This window comes from Pseudomonas sp. Z18(2022), assembly GCF_036346535.1.
Lineage (GTDB): Bacteria > Pseudomonadota > Gammaproteobacteria > Pseudomonadales > Pseudomonadaceae > Aquipseudomonas > Aquipseudomonas yamanorum_A.
Genome location: NZ_JAOTOA010000011.1, coordinates 1 through 22,926, shown reverse-complemented (window position 1 = coordinate 22,926; position 22,926 = coordinate 1). Strand labels below are relative to the sequence as shown.

At 60.8% G+C, this 22,926-nt stretch carries 17 protein-coding genes; 14 read left to right on the top strand and 3 right to left on the bottom strand.

Going from position 1 to position 22,926, the window contains the following annotated elements; all coding sequences use genetic code 11:
* Nucleotides 1-51: 51 nt before the first annotated feature.
* The 11 genes from V3W39_RS20645 to V3W39_RS20595 all read left to right on the top strand — a co-directional run bounded on the left by V3W39_RS20645 (nucleotide 52) and on the right by V3W39_RS20595 (nucleotide 18,694).
* Entirely contained in the window at nucleotides 52-4,698 is a 4,647-nt protein-coding gene (locus tag V3W39_RS20645) for a dermonecrotic toxin domain-containing protein (RefSeq protein WP_330213233.1), read from the top strand.
* 89 nt (nucleotides 4,699-4,787) lie between these two features.
* Nucleotides 4,788-6,071, top strand: coding sequence for a glycosyltransferase (locus V3W39_RS20640; RefSeq protein WP_330213232.1), 1,284 nt, complete (start codon nucleotides 4,788-4,790; stop codon nucleotides 6,069-6,071).
* 71 nt (nucleotides 6,072-6,142) lie between these two features.
* The gene (locus tag V3W39_RS20635; RefSeq protein ID WP_330213231.1) at nucleotides 6,143-7,048 is read left to right on the top strand and encodes an AraC family transcriptional regulator; all 906 of its coding nucleotides are present in this window, start codon (nucleotides 6,143-6,145) and stop codon (nucleotides 7,046-7,048) included.
* 278 nt (nucleotides 7,049-7,326) lie between these two features.
* Nucleotides 7,327-8,637, top strand: coding sequence for an ABC transporter substrate-binding protein (locus V3W39_RS20630; RefSeq protein ID WP_330213230.1), 1,311 nt, complete (start codon nucleotides 7,327-7,329; stop codon nucleotides 8,635-8,637).
* Nucleotides 8,638-8,832: 195 nt separating this feature from the next.
* On the top strand, nucleotides 8,833-9,759 hold the full coding sequence (locus tag V3W39_RS20625) for a carbohydrate ABC transporter permease (protein ID WP_003215314.1): 927 nt from the start codon (nucleotides 8,833-8,835) through the stop codon (nucleotides 9,757-9,759).
* Nucleotides 9,760-9,769: 10 nt separating this feature from the next.
* The gene (locus V3W39_RS20620; RefSeq protein ID WP_003215312.1) at nucleotides 9,770-10,600 is read left to right on the top strand and encodes a carbohydrate ABC transporter permease; all 831 of its coding nucleotides are present in this window, start codon (nucleotides 9,770-9,772) and stop codon (nucleotides 10,598-10,600) included.
* 147 nt (nucleotides 10,601-10,747) lie between these two features.
* Nucleotides 10,748-11,851, top strand: coding sequence for an ABC transporter ATP-binding protein (locus V3W39_RS20615; protein WP_177044141.1), 1,104 nt, complete (start codon nucleotides 10,748-10,750; stop codon nucleotides 11,849-11,851).
* Between the two features lie 18 nt (nucleotides 11,852-11,869).
* Nucleotides 11,870-13,351 carry a mannitol dehydrogenase family protein gene (locus V3W39_RS20610; protein ID WP_330213229.1) on the top strand — a complete coding sequence of 494 codons (1,482 nt, stop codon included), beginning with the start codon at nucleotides 11,870-11,872 and terminating at the stop codon, nucleotides 13,349-13,351.
* Nucleotides 13,352-13,502: 151 nt separating this feature from the next.
* On the top strand, nucleotides 13,503-14,984 hold the full coding sequence (gene xylB / locus V3W39_RS20605; RefSeq protein WP_330213228.1) for a xylulokinase: 1,482 nt from the start codon (nucleotides 13,503-13,505) through the stop codon (nucleotides 14,982-14,984).
* Between the two features lie 12 nt (nucleotides 14,985-14,996).
* Complete coding sequence (locus V3W39_RS20600; RefSeq protein ID WP_330213227.1) at nucleotides 14,997-15,935, top strand: carbohydrate kinase family protein; 939 nt, start codon at nucleotides 14,997-14,999, stop codon at nucleotides 15,933-15,935.
* A 155-nt stretch (nucleotides 15,936-16,090) separates the two neighbouring features.
* Entirely contained in the window at nucleotides 16,091-18,694 is a 2,604-nt protein-coding gene (locus V3W39_RS20595) for an autotransporter family protein (protein ID WP_330213226.1), read from the top strand.
* Here V3W39_RS20595 and aqpZ read toward each other — a convergent pair.
* A complete protein-coding gene (gene aqpZ, locus V3W39_RS20590; protein WP_177044146.1) occupies nucleotides 18,684-19,388 on the bottom strand; it encodes an aquaporin Z in 705 nt (234 codons plus the stop codon). The two genes, V3W39_RS20595 and aqpZ, sit on opposite strands and share 11 nt — an antisense overlap.
* A gap of 278 nt (nucleotides 19,389-19,666) precedes the next feature.
* Here aqpZ and V3W39_RS20585 point away from each other — a divergent pair, with 278 nt between their 5' ends.
* Nucleotides 19,667-19,927, top strand: a complete 261-nt coding sequence (locus V3W39_RS20585) for a DUF2790 domain-containing protein (RefSeq protein ID WP_177044147.1) — start codon at nucleotides 19,667-19,669, stop codon at nucleotides 19,925-19,927.
* 82 nt (nucleotides 19,928-20,009) lie between these two features.
* On the opposite strand, the gene V3W39_RS20580 is transcribed toward V3W39_RS20585, so the two are convergent.
* Both V3W39_RS20580 and ilvA read right to left on the bottom strand, forming a co-directional pair.
* A complete protein-coding gene (locus V3W39_RS20580) occupies nucleotides 20,010-20,279 on the bottom strand; it encodes a DUF1652 domain-containing protein (RefSeq protein ID WP_330213225.1) in 270 nt (89 codons plus the stop codon).
* A 229-nt stretch (nucleotides 20,280-20,508) separates the two neighbouring features.
* Nucleotides 20,509-21,537 (bottom strand): threonine ammonia-lyase, biosynthetic, encoded by a 1,029-nt coding sequence (ilvA, locus tag V3W39_RS20575; RefSeq protein WP_259197369.1) that lies wholly within the window; start codon nucleotides 21,535-21,537, stop codon nucleotides 20,509-20,511.
* Between the two features lie 258 nt (nucleotides 21,538-21,795).
* Between ilvA and V3W39_RS20570 the strand changes: the two genes are divergently transcribed.
* Together V3W39_RS20570 and map are read left to right on the top strand one after the other, a co-directional pair.
* Nucleotides 21,796-21,999 (top strand): ParD-like family protein, encoded by a 204-nt coding sequence (locus tag V3W39_RS20570; protein ID WP_177044150.1) that lies wholly within the window; start codon nucleotides 21,796-21,798, stop codon nucleotides 21,997-21,999.
* The gene (gene map, locus V3W39_RS20565; RefSeq protein ID WP_177044151.1) at nucleotides 21,996-22,757 is read left to right on the top strand and encodes a type I methionyl aminopeptidase; all 762 of its coding nucleotides are present in this window, start codon (nucleotides 21,996-21,998) and stop codon (nucleotides 22,755-22,757) included. Before V3W39_RS20570 ends, map begins: the two co-directional genes overlap by 4 nt.
* Nucleotides 22,758-22,926: the final 169 nt, after the last annotated feature.

Below are 22,926 nucleotides of genomic sequence, written 5' to 3'. Positions count from 1 at the left end.
CGGGTAAGTTCGGCCATTCCTGGTCCGGCCTCCCTAGTTCAAGGAGCTTCCATGAGAAGTGTCGAGTCCCATTTCCCAGCTTCCACCACACAGATGCCTGCGGACGATAGCACCGGCATCCGGCCCCTCGGCTCACCCAACACGCTGCTGCCACTCAACACGCCCCCCCGTGATGCGCCGCCCGAACCGGGTGGCAAGGAAGTCGTGCCGTTTCCGAAACGCTCGGGGTTCGGGCTGGTGCGCCAGGCATTGGAAGGCGCACCACCCTCTGCGCCGCCAATGCCATTGGCCAGGCAACGCAGTCTTTCAGAGTCCAGCGTCAGCAGTGATCCGAACACATCAACCCGCGCCGAGGCCGACGCGCAGGTGGCGCAAATCCTGGCGCAGACGGACGATCAGCAGACCGCGCCTCTTCACGTGCCGCCTTCGTCGACCCTTGGGCAATGGTTAACCCAATTGCGCGCTGTACTGAGCAGCCCTGCATTTCAGGCCTTTATCCAGGAAACCGGCCTTGATGCGTCGAGCATTAAGTTTCTGCCTTCTAAGTCGAGCCTCAACGGCATGATCAACGGCAGGTTGGTGAGGTTCACAACCGAAAGCGAAGGTTCCTCAAATATCGCGATCCGGAACCTGGCAATCGCAGAAGCTGTCGTCATTGCCATCGGGCTGCCAACGCCCCTGTCCTACACTGAGGTAATGAGCGGTACGCTAAACGCCTCGATGGTAAAGGCGTTCTACGACGATAGTTTCAAGTCCATCCTCAAATCAGAGAAAGCGCGCGGTCCACAGACGCTGGCAATTCATCGCAGAATCGTTGGCGATATCTATGATCGGAATAACCTCGCGCAGGAACTGAAGGTCATCAGTGCCCGCCTGGGCTCGGGCCGAATCACCCCGGCAACGCTCCCGCATGTGTTGGCCAACACCAAGGTAGATATCCAGGCTGGCTCAACCTATAGCCAACTGCACGCAACTGAGCCTGGGGCCTCTGCCAGCCTGGAGGGTTTCCTGAAAACCCTGGGCAAGCCACTGCCGGAAAGCCGGGAGCAAATCGACCAGCTTGTCACCTTCCTGACCGGTAATGCCGAGCTCTTTTCCGAAGAGACAATCCTGACGATCGCCTATTCCAGAGCACTGAGAAAAGCCGCCGAAGGTCAGTCAGAGGCGCTCGTCGCGGTTCCACGGCACTCACTGCTGGGCCGCTGGCTCGAACTTTACCGCGGCTTGCTCGACAGCGAGGTGGTCCAGGCATGGCTGGTCCGGCAAAACGTTGACCCCGGTACGTTCACGGTTATTCCCGCGACCGGGCAAGCGACAGCCACGGTGAACGGCGCACTGAAAACCTTTGAGCTATCAGACGACTCAGGGTGGGCAGGGATCGCCGGTCCACTCCTGGCAACAGGCAAACTCATCGCACCAGGTTTTGACCAGTCATTGCAGGTGCCCCGCTTGAGCCACTTTATCGACGTGCCAATGAGCATGGTCGCCGGCTTTTACAATGAGCCGCCCACTGACACGGCCGTTCAAGCCCGGGAGCGGGCCGACTATCTTGAACATAGAGGGGCTTTCGATTCCACGCCGGCAACTCCCGCGCATTCGATCCCGTCCCTTGAAACGCATAAGCAGCAAGCGGATACCTATTACGACAACCTTGCCCGCGCCATGGCTGAAAAAAGCAAGTTTGAAAACATTGCCAGCACCACCGCCGCGGCACTGCCCAACGCACGTGCTGAAGCGAAGAAATCTGCCGAGGCGATCATATTCAAGCTCACGGGCAAGACGGTGGATGCCGACACGATTTACCACAACCGGTTTGACACGGCCCGCACGTCCGAAGAACTTTCCCACCGGAGGATCAAAAGCTCACTGCGCTTGCCGGATGCCTTATTGAAGAACTTCAGTGAGGCCGACTGGGTTCCTGGCATGCTCGACGCCACCTCGGGCCTGTACACCGACCCAGAGGGTTATGGAGAACACCACAAAATTGCACTTGCCCCCTCAGAGGTGATGAACGAAAGCTGGAAAACGGATCTCCAGACGATCACGACTACCAAGCTGGATAACTTCTGGGATCAGCACCGTAGCGATTTTCGCTCGATCCTCAAAGGCCGGTTTATTGCCCAGGCCCGCCAGCAATTGCTGGCCTATGAAGCGCTTTCCCCGGCAGAGCAGGCAAAGCTTGCCGATGAGCATAAATTCACGCGCGAGGACTACCTGCTGGTCATGGGGGCGGCGTCGAATGTTTCGTTGAATGAGCGCGCCCCGATCACCGTAGCGCAGTTGCAGGCATCCACATCGACACGCGGCGTTGTCCGGGCCCACCCCTTGGATATCAATGGCTATGGTTCCGATATTGTGCGTTTCACCGCCCAGGACGATGGACAATACCTCTACTCCAATGGCCGGCGTGATGGCAGACAGGTGCTTTACGTGCCAGGAGGCGACCCGGACTTTGTTCGCTTCGACTCTCTGGAAAAGATGGACCAATGGATCGTCGACCAAGCCCGGGATCCGAAGAAGCGCAAGGACCTGGCGTCGCACTTCTCCGTGTACGACCGGCAGGACGGTATCAGCTATTACGGCGTCGACACCTCGCTGGCCAGGCTCGGGACAAACCAGTGGGACCTGGAGGAAGGCATCACCATTGATCGTGCCAACATCAGTATTCACGGCGATGTCTTCCAGCACATCACGCAGATAACCGAAAAACGCACGAGCAGTGATGCGGACTTGGCGATCAAATCAAACAGCGAGGTCATTCGCGACGCTTGGCTCAACGACATCACGGTTGGGACAGGATTGCTGGCAAAGTTGGCTCCCACGGGCATCCTCGCCAGGGGGGTGGCGACCGCCGCCGCGATCGCTGAAACAGCCCTTGGCGTAGAAAAATCGGTTTCGGGTGACACCTTGGCCGAGCGCCGTGATGGCGCACTCAAAGCTGCGGATGGCGCGATGAACGCCCTGTTTTCCGTAGGTGCGAGCAGCGTTCCTGAAGATCCCTTCATCCTGCCAGCCGCCCCAACCCCATCAAAGCTCCCACTGCGAAGTGAAACCTTCTTTGACGGCACCCAGGCGTTGGTCACCGAACAATCATTGGCAGAAGATGCGTATGTCATCTCACGCTCCGACGGCTTTGATGTAGTGGATGGCGAGAAGGTCTATCGCTACAACTCCAGGCAACCCGGCCAACTGACGGACCTGGAGTCTGCCGGGCGCGAGGCGGAGTTGGAAAACTACGAAGCCATTTGCCCCGTGCCTGCAGCGCCTGTCGGGAGAGCGAAACGCGGCGCCAACGATGAGTGCTTCTCCAGAATCATCGTCAACACTGGCAACGAGCTGCAGTTGGAGTTACAGGCGCTGGAGCACGAGCGTCTGTTGCCTTCCCCGCGCAAACTGTTCAACAGTGACCGGTTCGTGGTGCGGGAAAGACGCCTGCACAAGATGGTCGATACTGAAACGGGCACCAAGCTCGTACCGCTTCCCACCCAAAAGCCTATCGAATACAAAACACTTATCGACGGGAAAATAATCGACGATCCGCACTTCGGCCTCCCCTCTGGAACCACCAACAAATTCCTTGAGGCAGAAACACGTGTGGTGAAGCTCGGCAGCATCAGCCCTGGCGTCAACGATCAACGTGAGATGCGCGGCGTTGTGGTGTCCAGCCCTAAAGCAGGTGACCCCTCCCAATACCTGGTGGTTGAGGCGGATACCGCTGAATTCTATTACGTGAAGCTCAGCACGCCGCCGGCAACGGAGGTGACATTCATCAAATGCGGCGCGACAGACTTTGAATTGGCGCTGGCAAAAAAATATCGATCAAAATTTTATATACGCCAGGGCAATTCGGCCCATCCGAATGACGCCAACTTCATTGCACTGCCTAAATTGAAGGACGCGTACAAGTCACTGGAGAGAAATGGCTACTCAAAAGCGGACATCGCTGAACTCAAAAACAAGGTCGCCACGATGACTGTCGAGCAGCAGCGTGAGGTGGTGTTCCAACTACAAACACGAGGCGCGCTTGGCAGCGCCAATATTTCCATGATGCCAAACAAGATATCGGCCCTGACAAAACCCGATAACTTCGCCGGGCTGACCGAAGCACAAAAAAACCAGTTTTATGCGCAGAAGGCAAAGGAGTCGGTAGACCGTGCGATGAAGGCCACCGGGCTGGGCCCCAGCAACCAGGTACATTCAATCGCCGATATAAAACGAGCCGATGCTGCCAGCCAAACCATTGGATGGTTGCGCAAAACCGCGAATCCAAGGACCCATGACCTTGGGGCTCAGGCCATGAAAAGCGGGGCCGGAAATTGTGGCGAAATGAGCCTGCTCGCCAGGGATATCATCACGAAAAGCGGTGGCAAGGCCTATACCTGGGGCGCGGGCGACGCTCACGCCTTCACCGTCGTTGGCGGCCCGTCGATATTGCCTGGCGATACCGTCGACTTCTCGCAAGCCGAATGGGCTGACGCCTGGATCGTTGATCCGTGGGCCGAAATAGCCTGCCCCGCCCGGCAATACACCGCCGAGCTGGAGGCCGCCATGAAAAGATGGGATGCCTTGGGATGGAAGATCCGGGAGGGCGCGAACCCCAACATGAGCCCCCTCGATAACAACTGGACGAATACCCTGTTCAATTTACCGAAAAGCCCGGATGGCTATGGGTACGTCCAGCAGGCCTTGAGCGCCTGATCCGCCGATACGCAATCACAAGGCGGCGCGATATCAGGCCAATTGTGGTTTAATCGCGCCGTTTTTTTGCCCATAGGAACGCCCTGCTCATGAACCCGTCCGCCACCCAAGTCCTGGTCATTGGTTATGTCTGGCCAGAGCCCCGCTCTTCGGCGGCCGGCGGGCACATGATGCAGATTCTGGAGAGCTTCCTGGCCCAGGGCTGGGACATCACCTTCAGCAGCCCGGCCGTCACCGGCGAGCACAAGGCCGACTTGCCCGCCCTGGGCATTCGCGAATGTGCAATTGAGCTGAATAACAGCAGTTTCGATGATTTCATCACCGAACTGGCCCCGGATATCGTGCTGTTCGACCGTTTCATGATGGAAGAGCAGTTCGGCTGGCGTGTGGAAAAATGCTGCCCGAATGCCCTTCGCGTGCTGGAGACGTGCGATCTGCAAAGCCTGCGAGACGCCCGCCACCAGCGCCTCAAGGACTTCCTGAAGGCAGAACCCGACGCTGACGACTTCGGCCCTCTGTTCAATCCGGACCTGGCCGCCGAATTCGATTACATGGCCGACACCGACGTGGCCAAACGCGAGATCGCGGCGATCTACCGTTGCGACATCAGCCTGATGATCTCCGACGTGGAAATCCAGTTGCTCACCGAGCACTTCAAGGTGCCCGCCGCCCTGCTCCACTGGTGCCCGCTGATGCTGACACCGCCCGTAGACGCCTTCGCGCCGTTCGAAGACCGCGCGCACTTCCTGAGCATCGGTAACTTCCGCCATGCACCGAACTGGGATGCAGTGCTGTGGATGAAGAACAGCGTGTGGCCGCTGATCCGCCAGCAACTGCCCGGCGCTCAACTGCACGTGTATGGCGCCTACACCCCGCCCAAGGCCACCGCCCTGCACAACCCGGCCCAGGGCTTTCATGTGATGAACTGGGCGGAAGACGCCTTGCAGGTCATGACGGCGGCGCGTATCTGCCTGGCCCCGCTGCGCTTTGGTGCCGGGATCAAGGGCAAACTGGCCGACGCAATGCTCTGTGGCACGCCCAGCGTCACTACCCCGATTGGCGCCGAAGCCATGGGCGAACCGTGGCCCGGCGCGGTCGAGCACAGCGCCACGGCCCTGGCGACCGAGGCGGTTGCGTTGTATCAAGACCAGGAACGCTGGACCCAGGCCCAGGAAGACGGCCGGCAATTACTGGCCCGCCGCTACGCCCAGGACCTCCACGGCCCGGCCCTGGTGGCGCGCCTGGAACAATGCCGCAGCGAGCTGGCCGCGCACCGGCGCAACAACTTCACCGGCAGCATGCTGCGTCACCATCTGCACAAAAGTACCCAGTACATGGCGCAGTGGATCGAGGCGAAAAACCGCACCCTATAAACACAGACGCTGGCGAGGTGGCGCGCAAGGGGGCATTATCCTTTTGGCAACCACAATAAAGCGACGGCAGCATGACCCGAGCAGCGAGAATCACCGACCCTTCCTACGAGCTGATGGACGATCACAACGGTCTGTCCATCATCTATCGCCAACACGGCTTCCCGTGCCCGTTGGTGCGCTGGCATTTCCACAAGGAATACGAGCTGCACCTGATCGTCGCCAGCTCCGGCAAGGTGTTTATCGGTGACTACATCGGCAACTTCTATCCGGAAAGCCTGTTCCTCACCGGTCCCAACCTGCCCCACAACTGGATCAGCCAGGTGGCCGAGGACGAAGTGGTGCCCAAGCGCGACATGCTGGTGAATTTCACCGACGAGCTGTTCGAGGGCGGCAGCCACGTCTTTGCCGAGCTCAAGACCCTCACCCCGCTGCTGGAGCGGGCGCAGTACGGCATCGAATTTCGCTGCAAAAAGACCATCGCCCAGGCCGTGACCCTGATGCAACGCATCGAGGACGCCCAGGGCATGGCGCGCCTGGGGCACTTTTTCATCCTGTTGGAAGTGCTCAGTGCCTGCGAGGACTACCAACTGCTGTCCGGCGTGACCACCCCGCAACTGGCGGACGAACACAGCATCGACCGCACCAACCGCGCGGTGGACTACATTTTTGCCCACTACGCGCGGGAATTGTCCCTGGAAGAAGTCGCCGAATACCTCGGCATGAAGCCCACTTACTTCTCCCGCGTGTTTAAGCAGGCCACGGGCCGCACCTTCATCGAATTCGTCAACCGCCTGCGTATCAGCAAGTCCTGCGAGCTGCTGGCCGATGGCGACAAGGCCGTGACCGATGTGTGCTTCGAGTCGGGCTTCAACAACATTTCCAACTTCAACCGCCGCTTTCAGCAGCTCAAGGGCATGACCCCGTCGCACTACCGGCGCCTGGCGGTGCAGCGCCTGACCGAGCAAAACCTCGCCTGAAGAACAAACGCGGGCCCGCTTTCCTGTGGGAGCTGGCTTGCCTGCGATAGCGCCGTGACTGACACACCGCCATCGCAGGCAAGCCAGCTCCCACATTTGCACCGTGTTTCCACCGAAAATCCGCCGAGTGCAAAAAAGTATCAGTAGAAGTGCTCCCAAGGATTTGTCACCACGCCAATTGAAGGCTGTAATCAACGCACACTCTTCCAGCTGTCGTGGAAGACACAACAACAATAACTGTCCTTCTGTAGCCCCTGGGCGCAGAAATGGAGTGCGCGATGAAGTTCACAGCTAAAGCTCTGCTTGCCTGTACCTGCATGACCCTCAGTGCCGTCAGTCTTGGCGCGCAAACCCTGACCATTGCCACCGTCAACAACAGCGACATGATTCGCATGCAGAAACTCTCGAAAACCTTCGAGACCGAGCATCCGGAGATCAAGCTGAACTGGGTGGTACTCGAAGAAAACGTGCTGCGCCAACGCCTCACCACCGACATCGCCACCCAAGGCGGACAGTTCGACGTATTGACCATCGGCATGTACGAAGCTGCACTCTGGGGCGCCAAAGGCTGGCTGGAACCGATGAAGGACCTGCCTGCTTCCTACGACCTGGAGGACGTTTTCCCTTCCGTGCGTGACGGCCTTTCCGTCAAGGGCTCGCTGTACGCCCTGCCGTTCTACGCCGAAAGCTCCATCACCTACTACCGCACCGACCTGTTCAAGGACGCCGGGCTGACCATGCCTGAGCATCCGACCTGGACACAGATCGGCGAGTTCGCCGCCAAGCTCACCAACAAGGACAAGGAACAGTACGGCCTGTGCCTGCGCGGCAAAGCCGGCTGGGGCGAGAACATGGCGCTGATCACCACCCTGGCCAACGGCTACGGTGCGCGCTGGTTCGATGAAAAATGGCAGCCGGAATTCAACGGTCCCGAGTGGAAAGACGCGCTGAACTTCTACGTCGACAACATGAAGAAGTCCGGCCCGCCGGGTGCTTCCAGCAACGGTTTCAACGAAAACCTGGCGCTGTTCAACAGCGGCAAGTGTGCGATCTGGGTCGATGCCAGCGTCGCCGGCTCGTTCGTGACCGACAAGACCCAAAGCAAAGTAGCTGACCACGTCGGCTTCACCTTTGCACCGCACGAGAAAACCGAAAAAGGCACGTCGTGGCTGTACTCCTGGTCCCTTGGGATTCCGACCAGCTCCAAAGCCAAGGACGCGGCCAAGGTGTTCACCACCTGGGCCACGTCCAAGGAATACAGCCAGTTGGTCGCCAAGACCGACGGGATTGCCAACGTACCGCCGGGTACCCGCAAGTCGACCTACAGCGACGAATACATGAAGGCTGCACCGTTTGCCAAGGTGACGCTGGAATCGCTGAAAGTCGCCGATCCGAAAGACCCGTCGGCCAAGCCGGTGCCGTATGTGGGCATCCAGTTGGTGACCATCCCTGAATTCCAGGCGATTGGTACCCAGGTCGGCAAGTTCTTCTCCAGCGCACTGACCGGTGGCTCGACGGTGGACAAGGCCCTGGCGGATTCCCAGACCTTCACCGAACGCGAAATGAAGCGGGCCGGTTATCCCAAGTAAAGCGGGCACGCCACCGTAATGCTTTATGTGGAAGGCTCTTGGTGGGAGCTGGCTTGCCTGCGATGCAGACACCTCGGTCTGTCAGTTAAACCGGGGGGATGCCATCGCAGGCAAGCCAGCTCCCACACAAGCCAGCTCCCACATTGACCGCGCTTCGACTCTCGCTCTGCATGTACCTGACTGGTCCTGATCACCATGAATACCACCACTGCCCAAGTGCAAACAGCTACGCCGGACAAGCCGCGCAAAAGCCGCTTGATCAACCCCGGCTGGTTCCTCGTCAGCCCCTCCGTGGCCTTGTTGCTGCTGTGGATGATCGTGCCGCTGGGCATGACCCTGTACTTCTCGCTGATTCGCTACAACCTGCTCTACCCCGGCGAAAACCAATTCGTGGGCCTGGAGAATTTCACCTACTTCATCACTGACTCGGGCTTCCTGCCCGGTGCCACCAACACCCTGTTGCTGGTGGGCAGCGTGTTGCTGATCAGCGTGGTGTTCGGCGTATTAATCAGCGCCCTGCTGGAGGCCAGCGAGTTCTTCGGCCGCGGCCTGGTGCGGGTGTTGCTGATTTCACCGTTCTTCATCATGCCCACCGTCGGGGCGCTGATCTGGAAGAACCTGATTTTCCACCCGGTGTCGGGGATTCTCGCCTACGTGTGGAAGCTGTTCGGCGCCCAGCCTGTGGACTGGCTGGCCCATTACCCGTTGCTGTCGATCATTATCATCGTGTCCTGGCAATGGCTGCCCTTTGCGATCCTGCTGCTGATGACCGCCATGCAGTCCCTCGACCAGGAACAAAAGGAAGCCGCGCGCCTCGACGGTGCAGGCGCCATCGCGATCTTCTGGCACCTGACCCTGCCGCACCTGGCACGCCCGATTGCCGTGGTGGTGATGATCGAAACCATCTTCCTGCTCTCGGTGTTCGCGGAAATCTTCACCACCACCAACGGTGGCCCCGGCTACGCCTCGACCAACCTCGCCTACCTGATCTACAACCAGGCGCTGGTGCAGTTCGATGTGGGCATGGCCTCGGCCGGCGGCTTGATTGCCGTGGTCATCGCCAATATCGCGGCGATCATCCTGGTGCGGATGATCGGCAAAAACCTGACTGACAAGCCTTGAGGGCCGCGCCATGACGCTTCAACAATCCCGCCGCCTGCAAAGCGTGTTGCTCGGCACCCTGGCCTGGGCCATCGCGATCCTGATTTTCTTCCCGATCTTCTGGATGGTGCTGACCAGCTTCAAGACCGAAATCGACGCGTTCGCCACCCCGCCGCAGTTCATCTTCACGCCGACGCTGGAGAACTACCTGCACATCAACGAGCGCAGCAACTACTTCAGCTACGCCTGGAACTCGGTGCTGATCTCGTTCAGCGCCACCGCCCTGTGCCTGCTGATCTCGGTGCCGGCTGCCTACTCCATGGCCTTCTACGAGACCAAGCGCACCAAGGGCACGCTGCTGTGGATGCTCTCCACCAAGATGCTGCCGCCGGTGGGCGTGCTGATGCCGATCTACCTGCTGGCCAAGAGCTTTGGCCTGCTGGACACGCGCATTGCGCTGATCATCATCTACACCCTGATCAACCTGCCGATCGTGGTCTGGATGGTTTACACCTACTTCAAGGACATCCCGAAAGACATCCTCGAAGCCGCCCGCCTGGACGGCGCCACCCTGTGGCAGGAAATGGTCCGGGTGCTGCTGCCGATCGCCAAGGGTGGCCTGGCTTCCACGGTGTTGCTGTCGCTGATCCTGTGCTGGAACGAGGCGTTCTGGTCACTCAACCTCACCTCGTCCAACGCCGCGCCGCTCACCGCATTGATCGCCTCCTACTCCAGCCCCGAAGGCTTGTTCTGGGCCAAATTGTCTGCCGTGTCGACCCTGGCCTGTGCGCCGATCCTGATCTTTGGCTGGATCAGCCAGAAACAGTTGGTCCGCGGTTTGTCCTTCGGCGCCGTGAAATAACGGCCAAACCACACCTCTGTAGGAGCCGGCTTGCCGGCGATGGCGATCTCAAGGTCGCCGCAAGGCTCAAGGGCCTCATCGCCGGCAAGCCGGCTCCTACAGCTAACGTGTTTGGCTCTAGCGAATAACAACAAGCGGAGGCCCATCATGGCCAACCTGAAAATCAAGAATCTGCAAAAAGGCTTCGAAGGTTTCTCCATCATCAAGGGCATCGACCTTGAGGTGAACGACAAGGAATTCGTGGTGTTCGTCGGCCCGTCGGGCTGCGGCAAATCCACCCTGCTACGCCTGATTGCCGGCCTGGAAGAAGTCAGCGAAGGCACCATCGAACTGGATGGCCGCGACATCACCGAAGTCACCCCGGCCAAGCGCGACCTGGCGATGGTGTTCCAGACCTACGCCCTGTACCCGCACATGAGCGTGCGCAAAAACATGTCGTTTGCCCTGGACCTGGCCGGCGTCGACAAGAAGATTGTCGAAAGCAAGGTCAACGAAGCGGCGCGCATCCTGGAGCTGGGCCCGCTGCTGGAGCGCAAGCCCAAGCAGCTCTCCGGCGGCCAGCGCCAGCGGGTCGCCATCGGCCGCGCGATTGTGCGCAACCCGAAGATTTTCCTGTTCGACGAACCGCTGTCCAACCTCGATGCCGCCCTGCGGGTGCAGATGCGCCTGGAGTTGTCGCGCCTGCATAAAGAGCTGCAGGCCACCATGATCTACGTGACCCACGACCAGGTCGAAGCCATGACCCTCGCCGACAAGGTGGTCGTACTGAACAGCGGCCGTGTGGAACAGGTGGGCTCGCCGCTGGAGCTGTATCACCAGCCGGCCAACCTGTTTGTCGCAGGCTTTTTGGGTACGCCGAAAATGGGCTTCCTCAAAGGCAAGGTCACCCGCGTGGACGCACAGGGCTGCGAAGTCGAACTGGACGCCGGCGGGCGTATCAGCCTGCCCCTGAGCAGCGCGACCTTGAGTGTCGGCAGCGCGGTGACCCTGGGCATTCGCCCGGAACACCTGGAAATCGCCTCCCCCGGCCAGGCCACCCTGACCGTTACCGCCGACGTCGGCGAGCGCCTGGGCAGCGACACCTTCTGCCACGTGATCACCGCCAGCAAAGAGCCGTTGACCCTGCGTATCCGTGGCGACATGGCCAGCCAGTATGGCGAAACCCTGCAGCTGCACCTGGACCCGACCCAATGCCACCTGTTCGACGCTGACGGCGTTGCCGTGGCCCGTCCGCTGCGCGCCGCCGCCTGATTTCGCGAGAATTTCCCGATGAAACTGAACAAGCAAAACCTCACGCAACTGGCCCCTGAAGTGCAACTGCCGGCCTATGCGATCGCCAACACAAGCCAAGGCATCGCGCACATCGGCGTCGGCGGGTTCCACCGCGCCCACCAGGCGTATTACACCGATGCACTGATGAACACGGGCACCGGCCTGGACTGGAGCATTTGCGGCGTGGGCTTGCGTAGCGAAGACCGCAAGGCCCGGGACGACCTGGCCGGCCAGGACTACCTGTTTACCCTGTATGAGCTGGGCGACACCGACGACACCGAAGTGCGCGTGATCGGCTCCATCAGCGACATGCTGCTGGCCGAAGACGGTGCCCAGGCGTTGATCGACAAGCTGGCCAGCCCAGAGATTCGGATCGTCTCGCTGACCATCACCGAAGGCGGCTACTGCATCGACGACAGCAACGGCGAGTTCATGGCCAACCTGCCGCAGATCCAGCATGACCTGGCCAACCCGCACTCGCCGAAAACCGTGTTCGGGTTTATCTGCGCCGCGCTGACCCAGCGCCGCGCCGCCGGGGTTGCAGCCTTTACCGTGATGTCCTGCGATAACCTGCCCCACAACGGCGCCGTGACCCGCAAGGCTTTGCTGGCCTTTGCCGCGCTGCACAACCCTGACCTGCACGAGTGGATCAAGGCCAATGTGAGCTTCCCGAATGCCATGGTCGACCGCATCACGCCGATGACCAGCACCGCGCACCGCCTGCAACTGCACGACGACCACGGCATCGACGATGCCTGGCCGGTGGTCTGCGAGCCGTTTGTGCAATGGGTGCTGGAAGACAAGTTCGTCAACGGTCGCCCGGCGTGGGAGACGGTGGGCGTGCAGTTCACCGATGACGTGACGCCGTACGAAGAAATGAAGATCGGCCTGCTCAACGGCAGTCACCTGGCACTGACGTACCTGGGTTTCCTCAAGGGTTATCGCTTCGTCCACGAGACCATGAACGACCCGTTGTTCGTGGCCTACATGCGCGCCTACATGGACTTGGACGTCACGCCCAACCTGGCGCCAGTGCCGGGTATCGACCTGACCGAGTACAAGCAGACCCTGGTGGACCGTTTTTCCAACCAGGCGATTGCCGATCAGTTGGAGCGTGTGTGTTCCGATGGTTCGTCGAAGTTTCCCAAGTTCACCGTCCCGACCATCAACCGCCTGATCGCCGATGGCCGCGAGACCGAGCGCGCCGCGCTGGTGGTGGCAGCGTGGGCGTTGTACTTGAAAGGCGTGGATGAGAATGGCGTAATCTTCCGCATTCCGGACCCCCGCGCCGAGTTTTGCCAGGGGCTGGTGACGGAAGATGCGTTGATCAGCAAGCGGCTGTTGGGGGTGGAAGAGATTTTTGGTACGGCTATTCCCAACTCCCCTGCGTTTGTGGCAGCGTTTGAGCGGTGTTTCGAGAGCCTGCAGGATGTGGGTGTGAGTAAAACGCTGGAGCGGCTGCTCGCCAATATCCACTGACGGAACCGAATCAAAAATGTGGGAGCTGGCTTGCCTGCGATAGCGGTGTATCAGCTAAATGGTTGCTGGCTGAAAGACCGCCATCGCAGGCAAGCCAGCTCCCACATTGATCGCATTCTCACTCCAAAAATAACACTGCTGAGCGACGATCATGACCCAGCAAAACCTCTACCTCGGCATCGACTGCGGTACCCAGGGCACCAAGGCCATCGTCCTCGACGCCGGCAGCGGCAAAGTCCTGGGCCTGGGCGCCGCCAGCCACACACTGCTCAGCGGCGCCAACGGGCGCCGCGAACAGCACACCCAGGAATGGCTGGACGCCTTCACCGAAGCCACCCACCGAGCCTTGCAACAGGCCGGCGTGGACGGCCAGGACATCCTCGCCATCGGCGTCTCCGGCCAGCAACACGGCCTGGTGCTGCTGGATGACCAGGGCCAGGTGCTGCGCCCGGCCAAGCTGTGGTGCGACACCGAAACCACGCCGGAAAACGATCGCCTGCTGCAGCATCTGGGCGGCGAAAGCGGCTCCCTGGAGCGCCTCGGCGTGGCCATCGCCCCGGGCTACACCGTGTCCAAGCTGCTGTGGACCCGCGAACAGCACCCGGATATTTTCGCGCGCATCGCCCATATCCTGCTGCCCCACGACTACCTCAACTATTGGCTCACCGGCCGCGCCTGCGCGGAATACGGCGATGCCTCGGGCACCGGCTATTTCAACGTGCGCACCCGGGAATGGGACCTGGCGCTGTTGCGCCATATCGACCCCGACGAGCGCCTGGAAGCCGCGTTGCCCGAGTTGATCGAGGCCAACCAGCCAGTAGGCACTGTCCTGCCCGCCATCGCCGAGCGCCTGGGCATCAACCCGAATGCCCAGGTGTCCAGCGGCGGCGGCGACAACATGATGGGCGCCATCGGCACCGGCAATATCGCCCCCGGCGTGATCACCATGAGCCTGGGTTCATCCGGCACCGTGTATGCCTTTGCCGACCAGGCCAACGTCAGCCCGCAGGCGTCGGTGGCGACGTTCTGCTCGTCCAGCGGCGGCTGGCTGCCGTTGATCTGCACCATGAACCTGACCAACGCCACCGGAGTGATCCGCGAACTGTTCGACCTCGACCTGGCGGCCTTCAACGCCCAGGTGGCCGAGGCCCCGATTGGTGCCGACGGCGTGAGCATGCTGCCGTTTCTCAATGGCGAACGAGTGCCCGCCCTGCCCCACGCCACCGGCAGCCTGCATGGCTTGACCATGACCAACCTGACCCGCGCCAACCTGTGCCGCGCGGTGGTCGAAGGCACCACGTTCGGCCTGCGCTATGGCCTGGACCTGCTGCGCCAGACCGGCCTGCAAAGCCAGAGTATCCGCCTGATCGGTGGCGGCTCGAAAAGCCCGGTGTGGCGGCAGATGGTTGCCGATATCATGAACACCGAAGTCATCTGCACCGAACAAAGCGAAGCCGCGGCCCTGGGCGCGGCGATCCAGGCGGCGTGGTGCCAGTCCGGTGAGAGCCTGGCGCAGCTGTGCCAGCGTTGCGTCAGCGTCGACGCGGCCAGCCGCACGGTGCCGGATGCCGGCAGCGTCAGCGCCTATCAGCAGGCGTATGAGCGTTATCAACAGCACGTGGCATCCCTTTAAGAGCGAACGAATATGTATTTGGTATGTGGCGAAGCGCTGTTTGATTTTTTCAGCGAGGACGATGCCAGCGGCAAGGCGTCCCTGGTCAATTACAAGGCGATTGCCGGCGGTTCGCCGTTCAACGTCGCGGTAGGTTTGCGTCGCCTGGGCATCGATGCCGGCTTCTTCGCCGGGATCTCCAGCGACTTCCTCGGCCGGCGCCTGTTGCAGGTGCTCAAGGAGGAAGGTGTGCGTGAGGACTACCTGCTGGAGTTCGCAGCGCCCACTACCCTCGCGATGGTGGCCGTGGGTGCCAATGGTTCACCGCAATACAGCTTTCGTGGCGAAGGTTGCGCCGACCGGCAGTTGCAGCTTGAACATTTGCCGACACTGGGCGACGAGGTGCGTGGCGTGCACATCGGCTCGTTTTCACTGGTGGTGCAGCCGATTGCCGACACCCTGCTGGCGCTGGTCCGCCGGGAGAGCGGCAAGCGCCTGATCAGCCTCGACCCCAACGTGCGCCTTAACCCGCAGCCGAATATCGAGCTGTGGCGCGAGCGGGTGGCCGAGCTGGTCAAGCATGCCGACCTGATCAAGGTCAGCGATGAAGACCTGCACCTGCTCTACCCCGGCCAGGCACCGGAAAGCATTCTGCAAGGCTGGTTGCAGCACCGTTGCCAGGTGGTGTTCCTGACCCGTGGTGGCGACGGCGCAACGGTGTTCAGCCGTCAGCACGGCAGTTGGTCGGCACCGGCAGTCAAGGTGGTGATGGCCGATACCGTAGGGGCCGGGGACACTTTCCAGGCCGCCTTGATTGCCTGGCTCACGGAACATCAACTGGACTCCGTCGAGGGCCTGCAACAGCTGTCCCTCGAGCAGATCAGCGGCATGCTCACCTTCGCCATCCGTGCGGCGGCGCTGACCTGCAGCAAGACCGGCCCGGACTTGCCTTACCGTCATCAGCTGGACTGACAAACGCCCCGCAAGGACCAATGTGCCATCATGAAGGCCACGTATTACGTGGCTTTCAGCCCTGCTGCCACCGGTCCAAAAAACCTGCACTGTGTCAAAAACTGTACTAGACCGAAAGGCACGTGCAGTTTTTATAACAAAAGCAGGACAGATCCATGGGCAATAGACGGACCTTTCGCAATCGCGCCGTTTTGACTGTCGGCATCCTCTCACTGCATTACATCACGCCCCAGCAAGCCCACGCGGCTTGCGTGCTCACCCCAGGCCCGGGCAACGACACCTATACCTGCGACAGCGGCAGCAGCGCCGGCCTCACCGACCTGCTGGGCAACAACACCCTGATTCTGCCGGCAGGCGGCTCCGGCACCATCAATGGCGGCGTCACCTTCGGCGCAGGCCAGGACGCGGTGCAAATCCGCTCGGGGCTGATTACCGGCGCGGTCCAGCAAGGCGCCGGCATCGACGACTTCGTAATGAGCGGCGGGCAGATTCAGTCCCTGGCCCAGGGCGATGGCCGTGACACCTTTTTCATGAGTGGCGGCACCATCGTTGGCGCGTTTGAAGACGGCGATGTGGCGCAGCAGACCGGTGGCACCATCGGCCGGGTGGACATGAAGCTCGACAACAATATCTACAACATGTCCGGCGGCGCGATCCTCGGCAACCTGGTGACCGGTTTTGGCATCGACCAGATCATCGTTTCCGGCGGCACCATCGGCGGCAATATCAGTACCAGCGGCGGCGATGACAGCATTAGCGTCAGCGGCGGCGTCATCTCCGGCGAGATCCGCGCCAGTGTCGGCAATGACACGTTCAACTGGACCAATGGCGGCCAGATCAAATCGGCGGTGCTGATGGGTGACGGCGACGACACCGCACGGCTCAGCGGCCTGAATGAAAGCCTGTTGAGCGCAACGCCGTCCATCGATGGCGGCCTGGGCAACGACCAACTGACCTTCGACAACACCACGTCCAGCACCGCCGCACGGTATATCGGATGGGAGACGGTGAACCTCAACAACAACTCGCGCTTCGACCTGGCCGGGGACTTTTTCCTCGGCGACAGTGCCAGCAACACCGGCACCTTCAATATCGACGGCAGCAGCACATTGGGCGTGACCCAAGGCAGTATCCGCCCCTACACCGCGGGCGCCCTGGCGACCCTCAATAACGCCGGCACCCTCGACATGACCAGCCGCAGCAACAGCGCCACGGATACGTTGACGGTGTATGGCAATTACGTCGGCAACAATGGCCAGCTGTGGCTGCAGTCGGTGCTCGGTGACGACAACTCCGCCAGCGACAAGCTGGTGGTGTCCGACGGGACCATCAGCGGGCATACCCAACTGACGGTAACCAACCTCGGCGGCGCGGGTGGGTTCACGCAAAATAACGGGATCGAGGTGGTGCAGGCACTCAATGGCGCCGTCAGCAGCACCGACGCCTTTGCGCTTAAAGGCTCGGTGTCTGCCGGAGCCTATGAATACCTGCTGTTCAAGGGCGGTGTTACCGCTGGCACGGAAAACAACTGGTACCTGCGTTCATCGGTGGTTGCCGTGCAACCGCCAGCGGTTCCACCCGTGCCACCGACGCCACCGGTGGTGGTGCCCGTGCCACCCATCCCACCCGTGCCGCCGGTGGTTGACCCGGATGAGCCGCCCGTGGAGCCGCCCACTTCGCAGCCCGTCGCGCCGGTCGAGCCCCCTGCTCCACCGCCCAGTCAGGTTGCGGCGGCCAACTCGCCGGAGTCGGCAGCGAGCAATCCGGTGTTGCCCACCGCCGTCGCCGGTGCCGAGCCAATTCCTTTGTACCGCCTGGAAGTGCCGGTGTACTCGGTGGTCGTCCCGGCGGCGCAGTTGATGACACTACAAGCCCTTGGCACCTTTCATGACCGCCAGGGTGAACAAAGCCTGCTGAGTGAAACCGGCGCCGTGCCCGCCGGCTGGGGCCGCGCCTATGGCAGTGACTTCAACAAAAGCTGGACCGGCACGGTGTCGCCGAGTTTCGACGGTTCTATCAAAGGCTATCAAGTGGGCCATGACCTCTACGCCTCCGAAACCAGCGGCGGGCAGACCCAGCGCTTCGGCCTGTTCGTCGGCCAAAGCCGCCTGCAGGGTGACATCAAAGGCTTTGCCATGGGCTTTCAGGGCACGCACGCCGGGCGGGTCAAGCTGGACGGCGACAACTTCGGCGTCTACTGGACCCTCACCGACCCCACAGGCTGGTATGTCGATCTGGTGGCTATGGGCACACGCTTCGACGGTGACAGCAAATCCGAGCGTGACGTGAAGATCGACAACAAGGGCCACGCACTGGCGCTGTCGGCGGAAGCTGGCTACCCGATTGCCGTGTCGGAACATTGGGTGGTGGAGCCGCAGGTGCAGGTGATCAACCAGCACATCGACATGGACAGCCAGAACGACGGTATCTCCAAGGTTTCATACGACTCCCAGGACTACTGGACCGGCCGCCTGGGGGCACGCCTGAAGGGGCGTTACCTGGTGCAGAACACGCCCATCGAGCCTTACGTGCGAGTCAACGCCTGGCGCACCTTTGGCGGCAGCGACACGGTGACCTACGACGATGTTGACCGAATCAAGACCGATCACAAGTCCTCCACCGCCGACCTGGGCGTAGGTGTTGTCGCCAAGCTGTCGTCCACCGTCAGCGTGTACCTGGCGGCGGACTACAACACCCAACTGGACAGCAATGCGTTTGAAGGCGTCAGTGGCAATGCCGGGGTGCGGGTCAGTTGGTAGGGCCGGACTCTTTCGGACACGTCACTGCCCGCGCAACGATGGCGCCCACTACAGCCCCGACAATCGGAGCCACCCAGAACGCCCACAACTGCATCACATACTCGCCGCCGGCAAACAACGCCGGGCCGGTGCTGCGAGCCGGGTTGACCGAGGTGTTGGTGACGGGGATGGCCACCAGGTGGATCAGGGTCAGTGCCAGGCCAATGGCAATCGGCGCAAACCCTGCTGCAGAGCCGGGCCCGGTGACCCGCATGATGATGAATACAAAAAAGAACGTCGCCACAGCCTCGACCACCAGCGCCGCCAGCAGGCTGTAATCGCCCGGGCTCAACGGGCCATAACCATTGGCGGCGAACGCCCCCATTTCAAAGCCCGGCCGGCCACTGGCAATCAGCGCCAACACGGCGGCCGCGACGATCGCACCGGCGACCTGAGCAATGATGTACGGCACCACATCCACGCCCGGCACGCGGCGCCCGACCCACAGGCCGATGGTGACCGCCGGGTTGAAGTGCGCACCCGAGATACCACCCACCGCATACGCCATGGTCAGCACCGTAAGGCCAAAGGCCAGGGCCACGCCGGCAAAGCCGATCCCCAGTTCCGGAAACGCCGCCGCCAGGATCGCGCTGCCACAGCCACCGAAGGTCAGCCAGAACGTCCCCAGAAACTCTGCTGCGATTTTCTTTTGCAAATCCAATTCCACCTAGTGCCAACGCCATCCGATTGATGGACCCGGTGGCGACGGTAGCAAGAGGACTTGCCCGGCTCGTATCAGACTTTTCCGGTTAATTGGAGTGATATTACCCATGCGCTGAAGATGAAGCTTTTGTCAGCAAAGCCTCAATTAATCGATGGTTAATCCCCCGGGACGAGAGTTGAATCGACCGCACTCGCACGGCCTTAGCCGTTGCCCAGGGCGGCCGCACTCATCGTGTTGATGAGTCAGCGAACGACTTGCGGAGAAACACCATGAAACTGCGTACGTTAATGCTCGGTGGCGCACTGGCCCTGACGGCTGTAACGGGGATGGCGCAGGCTGATACAGCCCCCGTCGTCACGCCTTACCACTACGGTGAGAAGATGGATGTGCAGAAGGTGCTTGCCATGCACGAAACCGATACCAATGTCTGCAAAGTGATCAATGCCGATATCAAGTACCTCGACAGTGCCGGCAAAGTCCAGGACGTGAGCTATCGCAAAATGTCGGAAGCGTGTGACTTCCAGAATTGATCCAGCGGCAAATAACAGTGGGCCTGGCGTTTATCCAGGCCCGCAGATTATTCGATGACAGAACCTCGACCGTCCGTTTCGTTTAATGGAAAGGACGCGCTCCGGCTCGTTTGAGGGCTGGAGCCTGATGTTGCCTGAGGTCTTCGCGCAACCCTGTGATCAGGTTGCAGATGGCTCGACTGCTGTCGAGTTTATCGGCCTTAATCCCCTTGACCTCGAAGTCCACCCGGTCCCGGTCTTTCTCGTCATAGACTTTAATCGTCAACGACGCGTCTTCGGCTTTGGTACATTCACACCGCTTAGGCAGGAAACTTCCTTCAATAATGCCGCGTAACTCTAGATCCGAAAGCATGGCTAACCTCTCCTTTATTTGAGACCGCCAATGGATTTATTTGGCTGCTTGTTGGGCGTCGACAGGCACGCCAAGGCGCCTGCGTGACACGTCTTGCCAACCCTGGAAGACGTCTTTCAATCACCAGCCTACTCGGCAATTTTCGGTCTCGTTGTAACCTTTCCTCATAAGCACAGAGCGTTTTTACTTCGACTGAAGGTAGTTGCGTGAAAACGCCCCGATGAAACGTTTAACTAACAACAACTTCATAAACCGGCGGTTGTGCTGCAACTCTTTCTGCAACATGTCGCAAACTATCAAAGTTGATGTTGGCTCCTGAATTGATCGCCACCAGGGTCTTTCCACGCTGGCCGGTTGCCTCGACATACCGGCGAATACCGGCCACCGCCAGGGCACCGGAAGGCTCGGTGATGGAACGGGTATCGTCGTAGATCAACTTGATTGCACTGCACAGCTCATCGTTGCTGACAGTGATCACCTCATCCACGTGGTGCCGGCAGATTTCAAAACCAAAGGCGCCGATCTGTGCCACCGCCGTGCCATCGGCAAAGCTGTCGACACTCGGCAGCACCACACGACTGCCCGCCCGCAGTGCCGCCAACAGGCAACTGGAACCTTCGGGCTCGACGCCGATGATGCGCACTTCAGGGCGCAGGTATTTGACATAGGCGGCAATCCCCGCGATCAACCCACCGCCGCCCACCGGCACGAAGATCGCGTCCAGCGGGCCCTGCTGCTGGCGCAACACTTCCATGCCCACGGTGCCCTGCCCGGCAATCACGTCCGGGTCATCGAAGGGCGAGACAAAGGTGCAGCCCGAGGCCTCGGCCAGGTGCAGCGCGTGGGCCAGCGCAAAAGGGAAGCTTGCGCCGTGCAACACCGCCTCGCCCCCACGGGAGCGAACCCCCAATACTTTGAGCTCCGGCGTATTGCAAGGCATGACGATGGTTGCCTTGATCCCCAGTTCCCGGGCCGCCAGTGCCACGCCCTGGGCATGATTGCCCGCCGATGCCGTGACCACGCCCCGGGCCTTTTGCTCGGCACTGAGCTGCACCAGCTTGTTGTAGGCGCCGCGAATCTTGAAGGAAAAGGTCGGTTGCAGGTCTTCACGCTTGAGCAGGATCTGGTTGCCCAGCAACGCCGAGAGCGCCGGCGCCGCCTGCAACGGCGTGCGCACCGCCAGGTCATAGACCGGGGCGGCCAGAATCTTCTTTACGTAATGCTCAAGCAATCCGGGGGCTTGGGGCTGACTGCTCATGGCTATCTCCTGAGTATTTGCAAAGCCCTGGAGACGGAAAAACAAAACCCGCCTCTAGGGCGGGTTTGGGTACAGCCGTGCGCTATCCCGCCAAATGAGGAATGGCGGTAATAATGCTTGGCTGGCAACGAAGGGTTTGAAATGTCATGAATCAAAATTAACCGGCGCTGCGGGGCAAGTCAATGGCGAAACGCCAGGCTTTACGCGGAGCATACGAAACATATACGATTCATATATCAACCCTGCACAGTGAAGCTCATGGGCATCGTCAAGATCACCGACCAATTGCATGAACAACTCCGCCTGGCCAGCGCCGCCATGGACCGTTCCATCAACGCCCAGGCCGAGTTCTGGATCAAGATCGGCCTGCTCGCCGAACTCAATCCGCACCTGGCCTATAACGACCTGATCAACAAATTGCTGCTGGACAAGCCCGACCTGATCCGGGGGCGCAGTCAATGATCAAGACCGCCGAACAACTCGTGGTGATGCGTGAAGCCGGCCGCCTTTTGGCCAAGGTCTTTAGCATGCTCGACGGTTTCGTCACCGCCGGCCAGTCGACCCTTGAGATCGACAGCGCCGTGGAAGCCTTCATCCGCAATGACCTGCAATCGCGGCCGGCGAGCCTGGGCCAGTACGACTACCCGTTCTGCATCAACACCTCGATCAACGAAGTGGTGTGCCACGGCATGCCGAGCGCCAAGGACGTGCTCAAGGACGGCGACATCGTCAATATCGACATCACCCTGGAAAAAGGCGGCTTTATCGCCGACTCCAGCAAGATGTACATGATTGGCAACGTGGCGCCCAAGGCCCGGCGCCTGGTGGAAATGACCTTCGAAGCCATGTGGGCCGGGATCCGCCAGGTCAAGCCCGGCGCCCGCCTGGGGGATATCGGCTACGCCATCCAGAGCCATGCCCAGGGCAATGGCTACAGCGTGGTGCGTGAATATTGCGGGCACGGCATTGGCCGCGAGATGCACGAAGAGCCGCAGATCCTGCACTTCGGCCGTCCGGGCACCGGGATGGAGCTGCGCGAAGGCATGGTGTTCACCATCGAGCCGATGCTCAACCAGGGCAGCGCCAAGGTGCGCAGCCTGAAGGATGGCTGGACGGTGGTAACGCGGGACAACAGCCTGTCGGCGCAGTGGGAACATACCGTGGCGGTGACGCGGGATGGGTTTGAGGTGTTGACGTTGCAGCACAGCGCCGGCGAATGACCTGTGGTGAGGGAGGTTGGTGTGGTGAGAGGGCTTGCTGTCTGTGGCTAGGGAGCTTGCTCTGGCTAGGGAGCTTGCTGTGGCGAGGGAGCTTGCTCCCGCTGGGCTGCGTAGCGGCCCCAAGATCTTTGGGAGCGCTTCGCACTCCAGCGGGAGCAAGCTCCCTCGC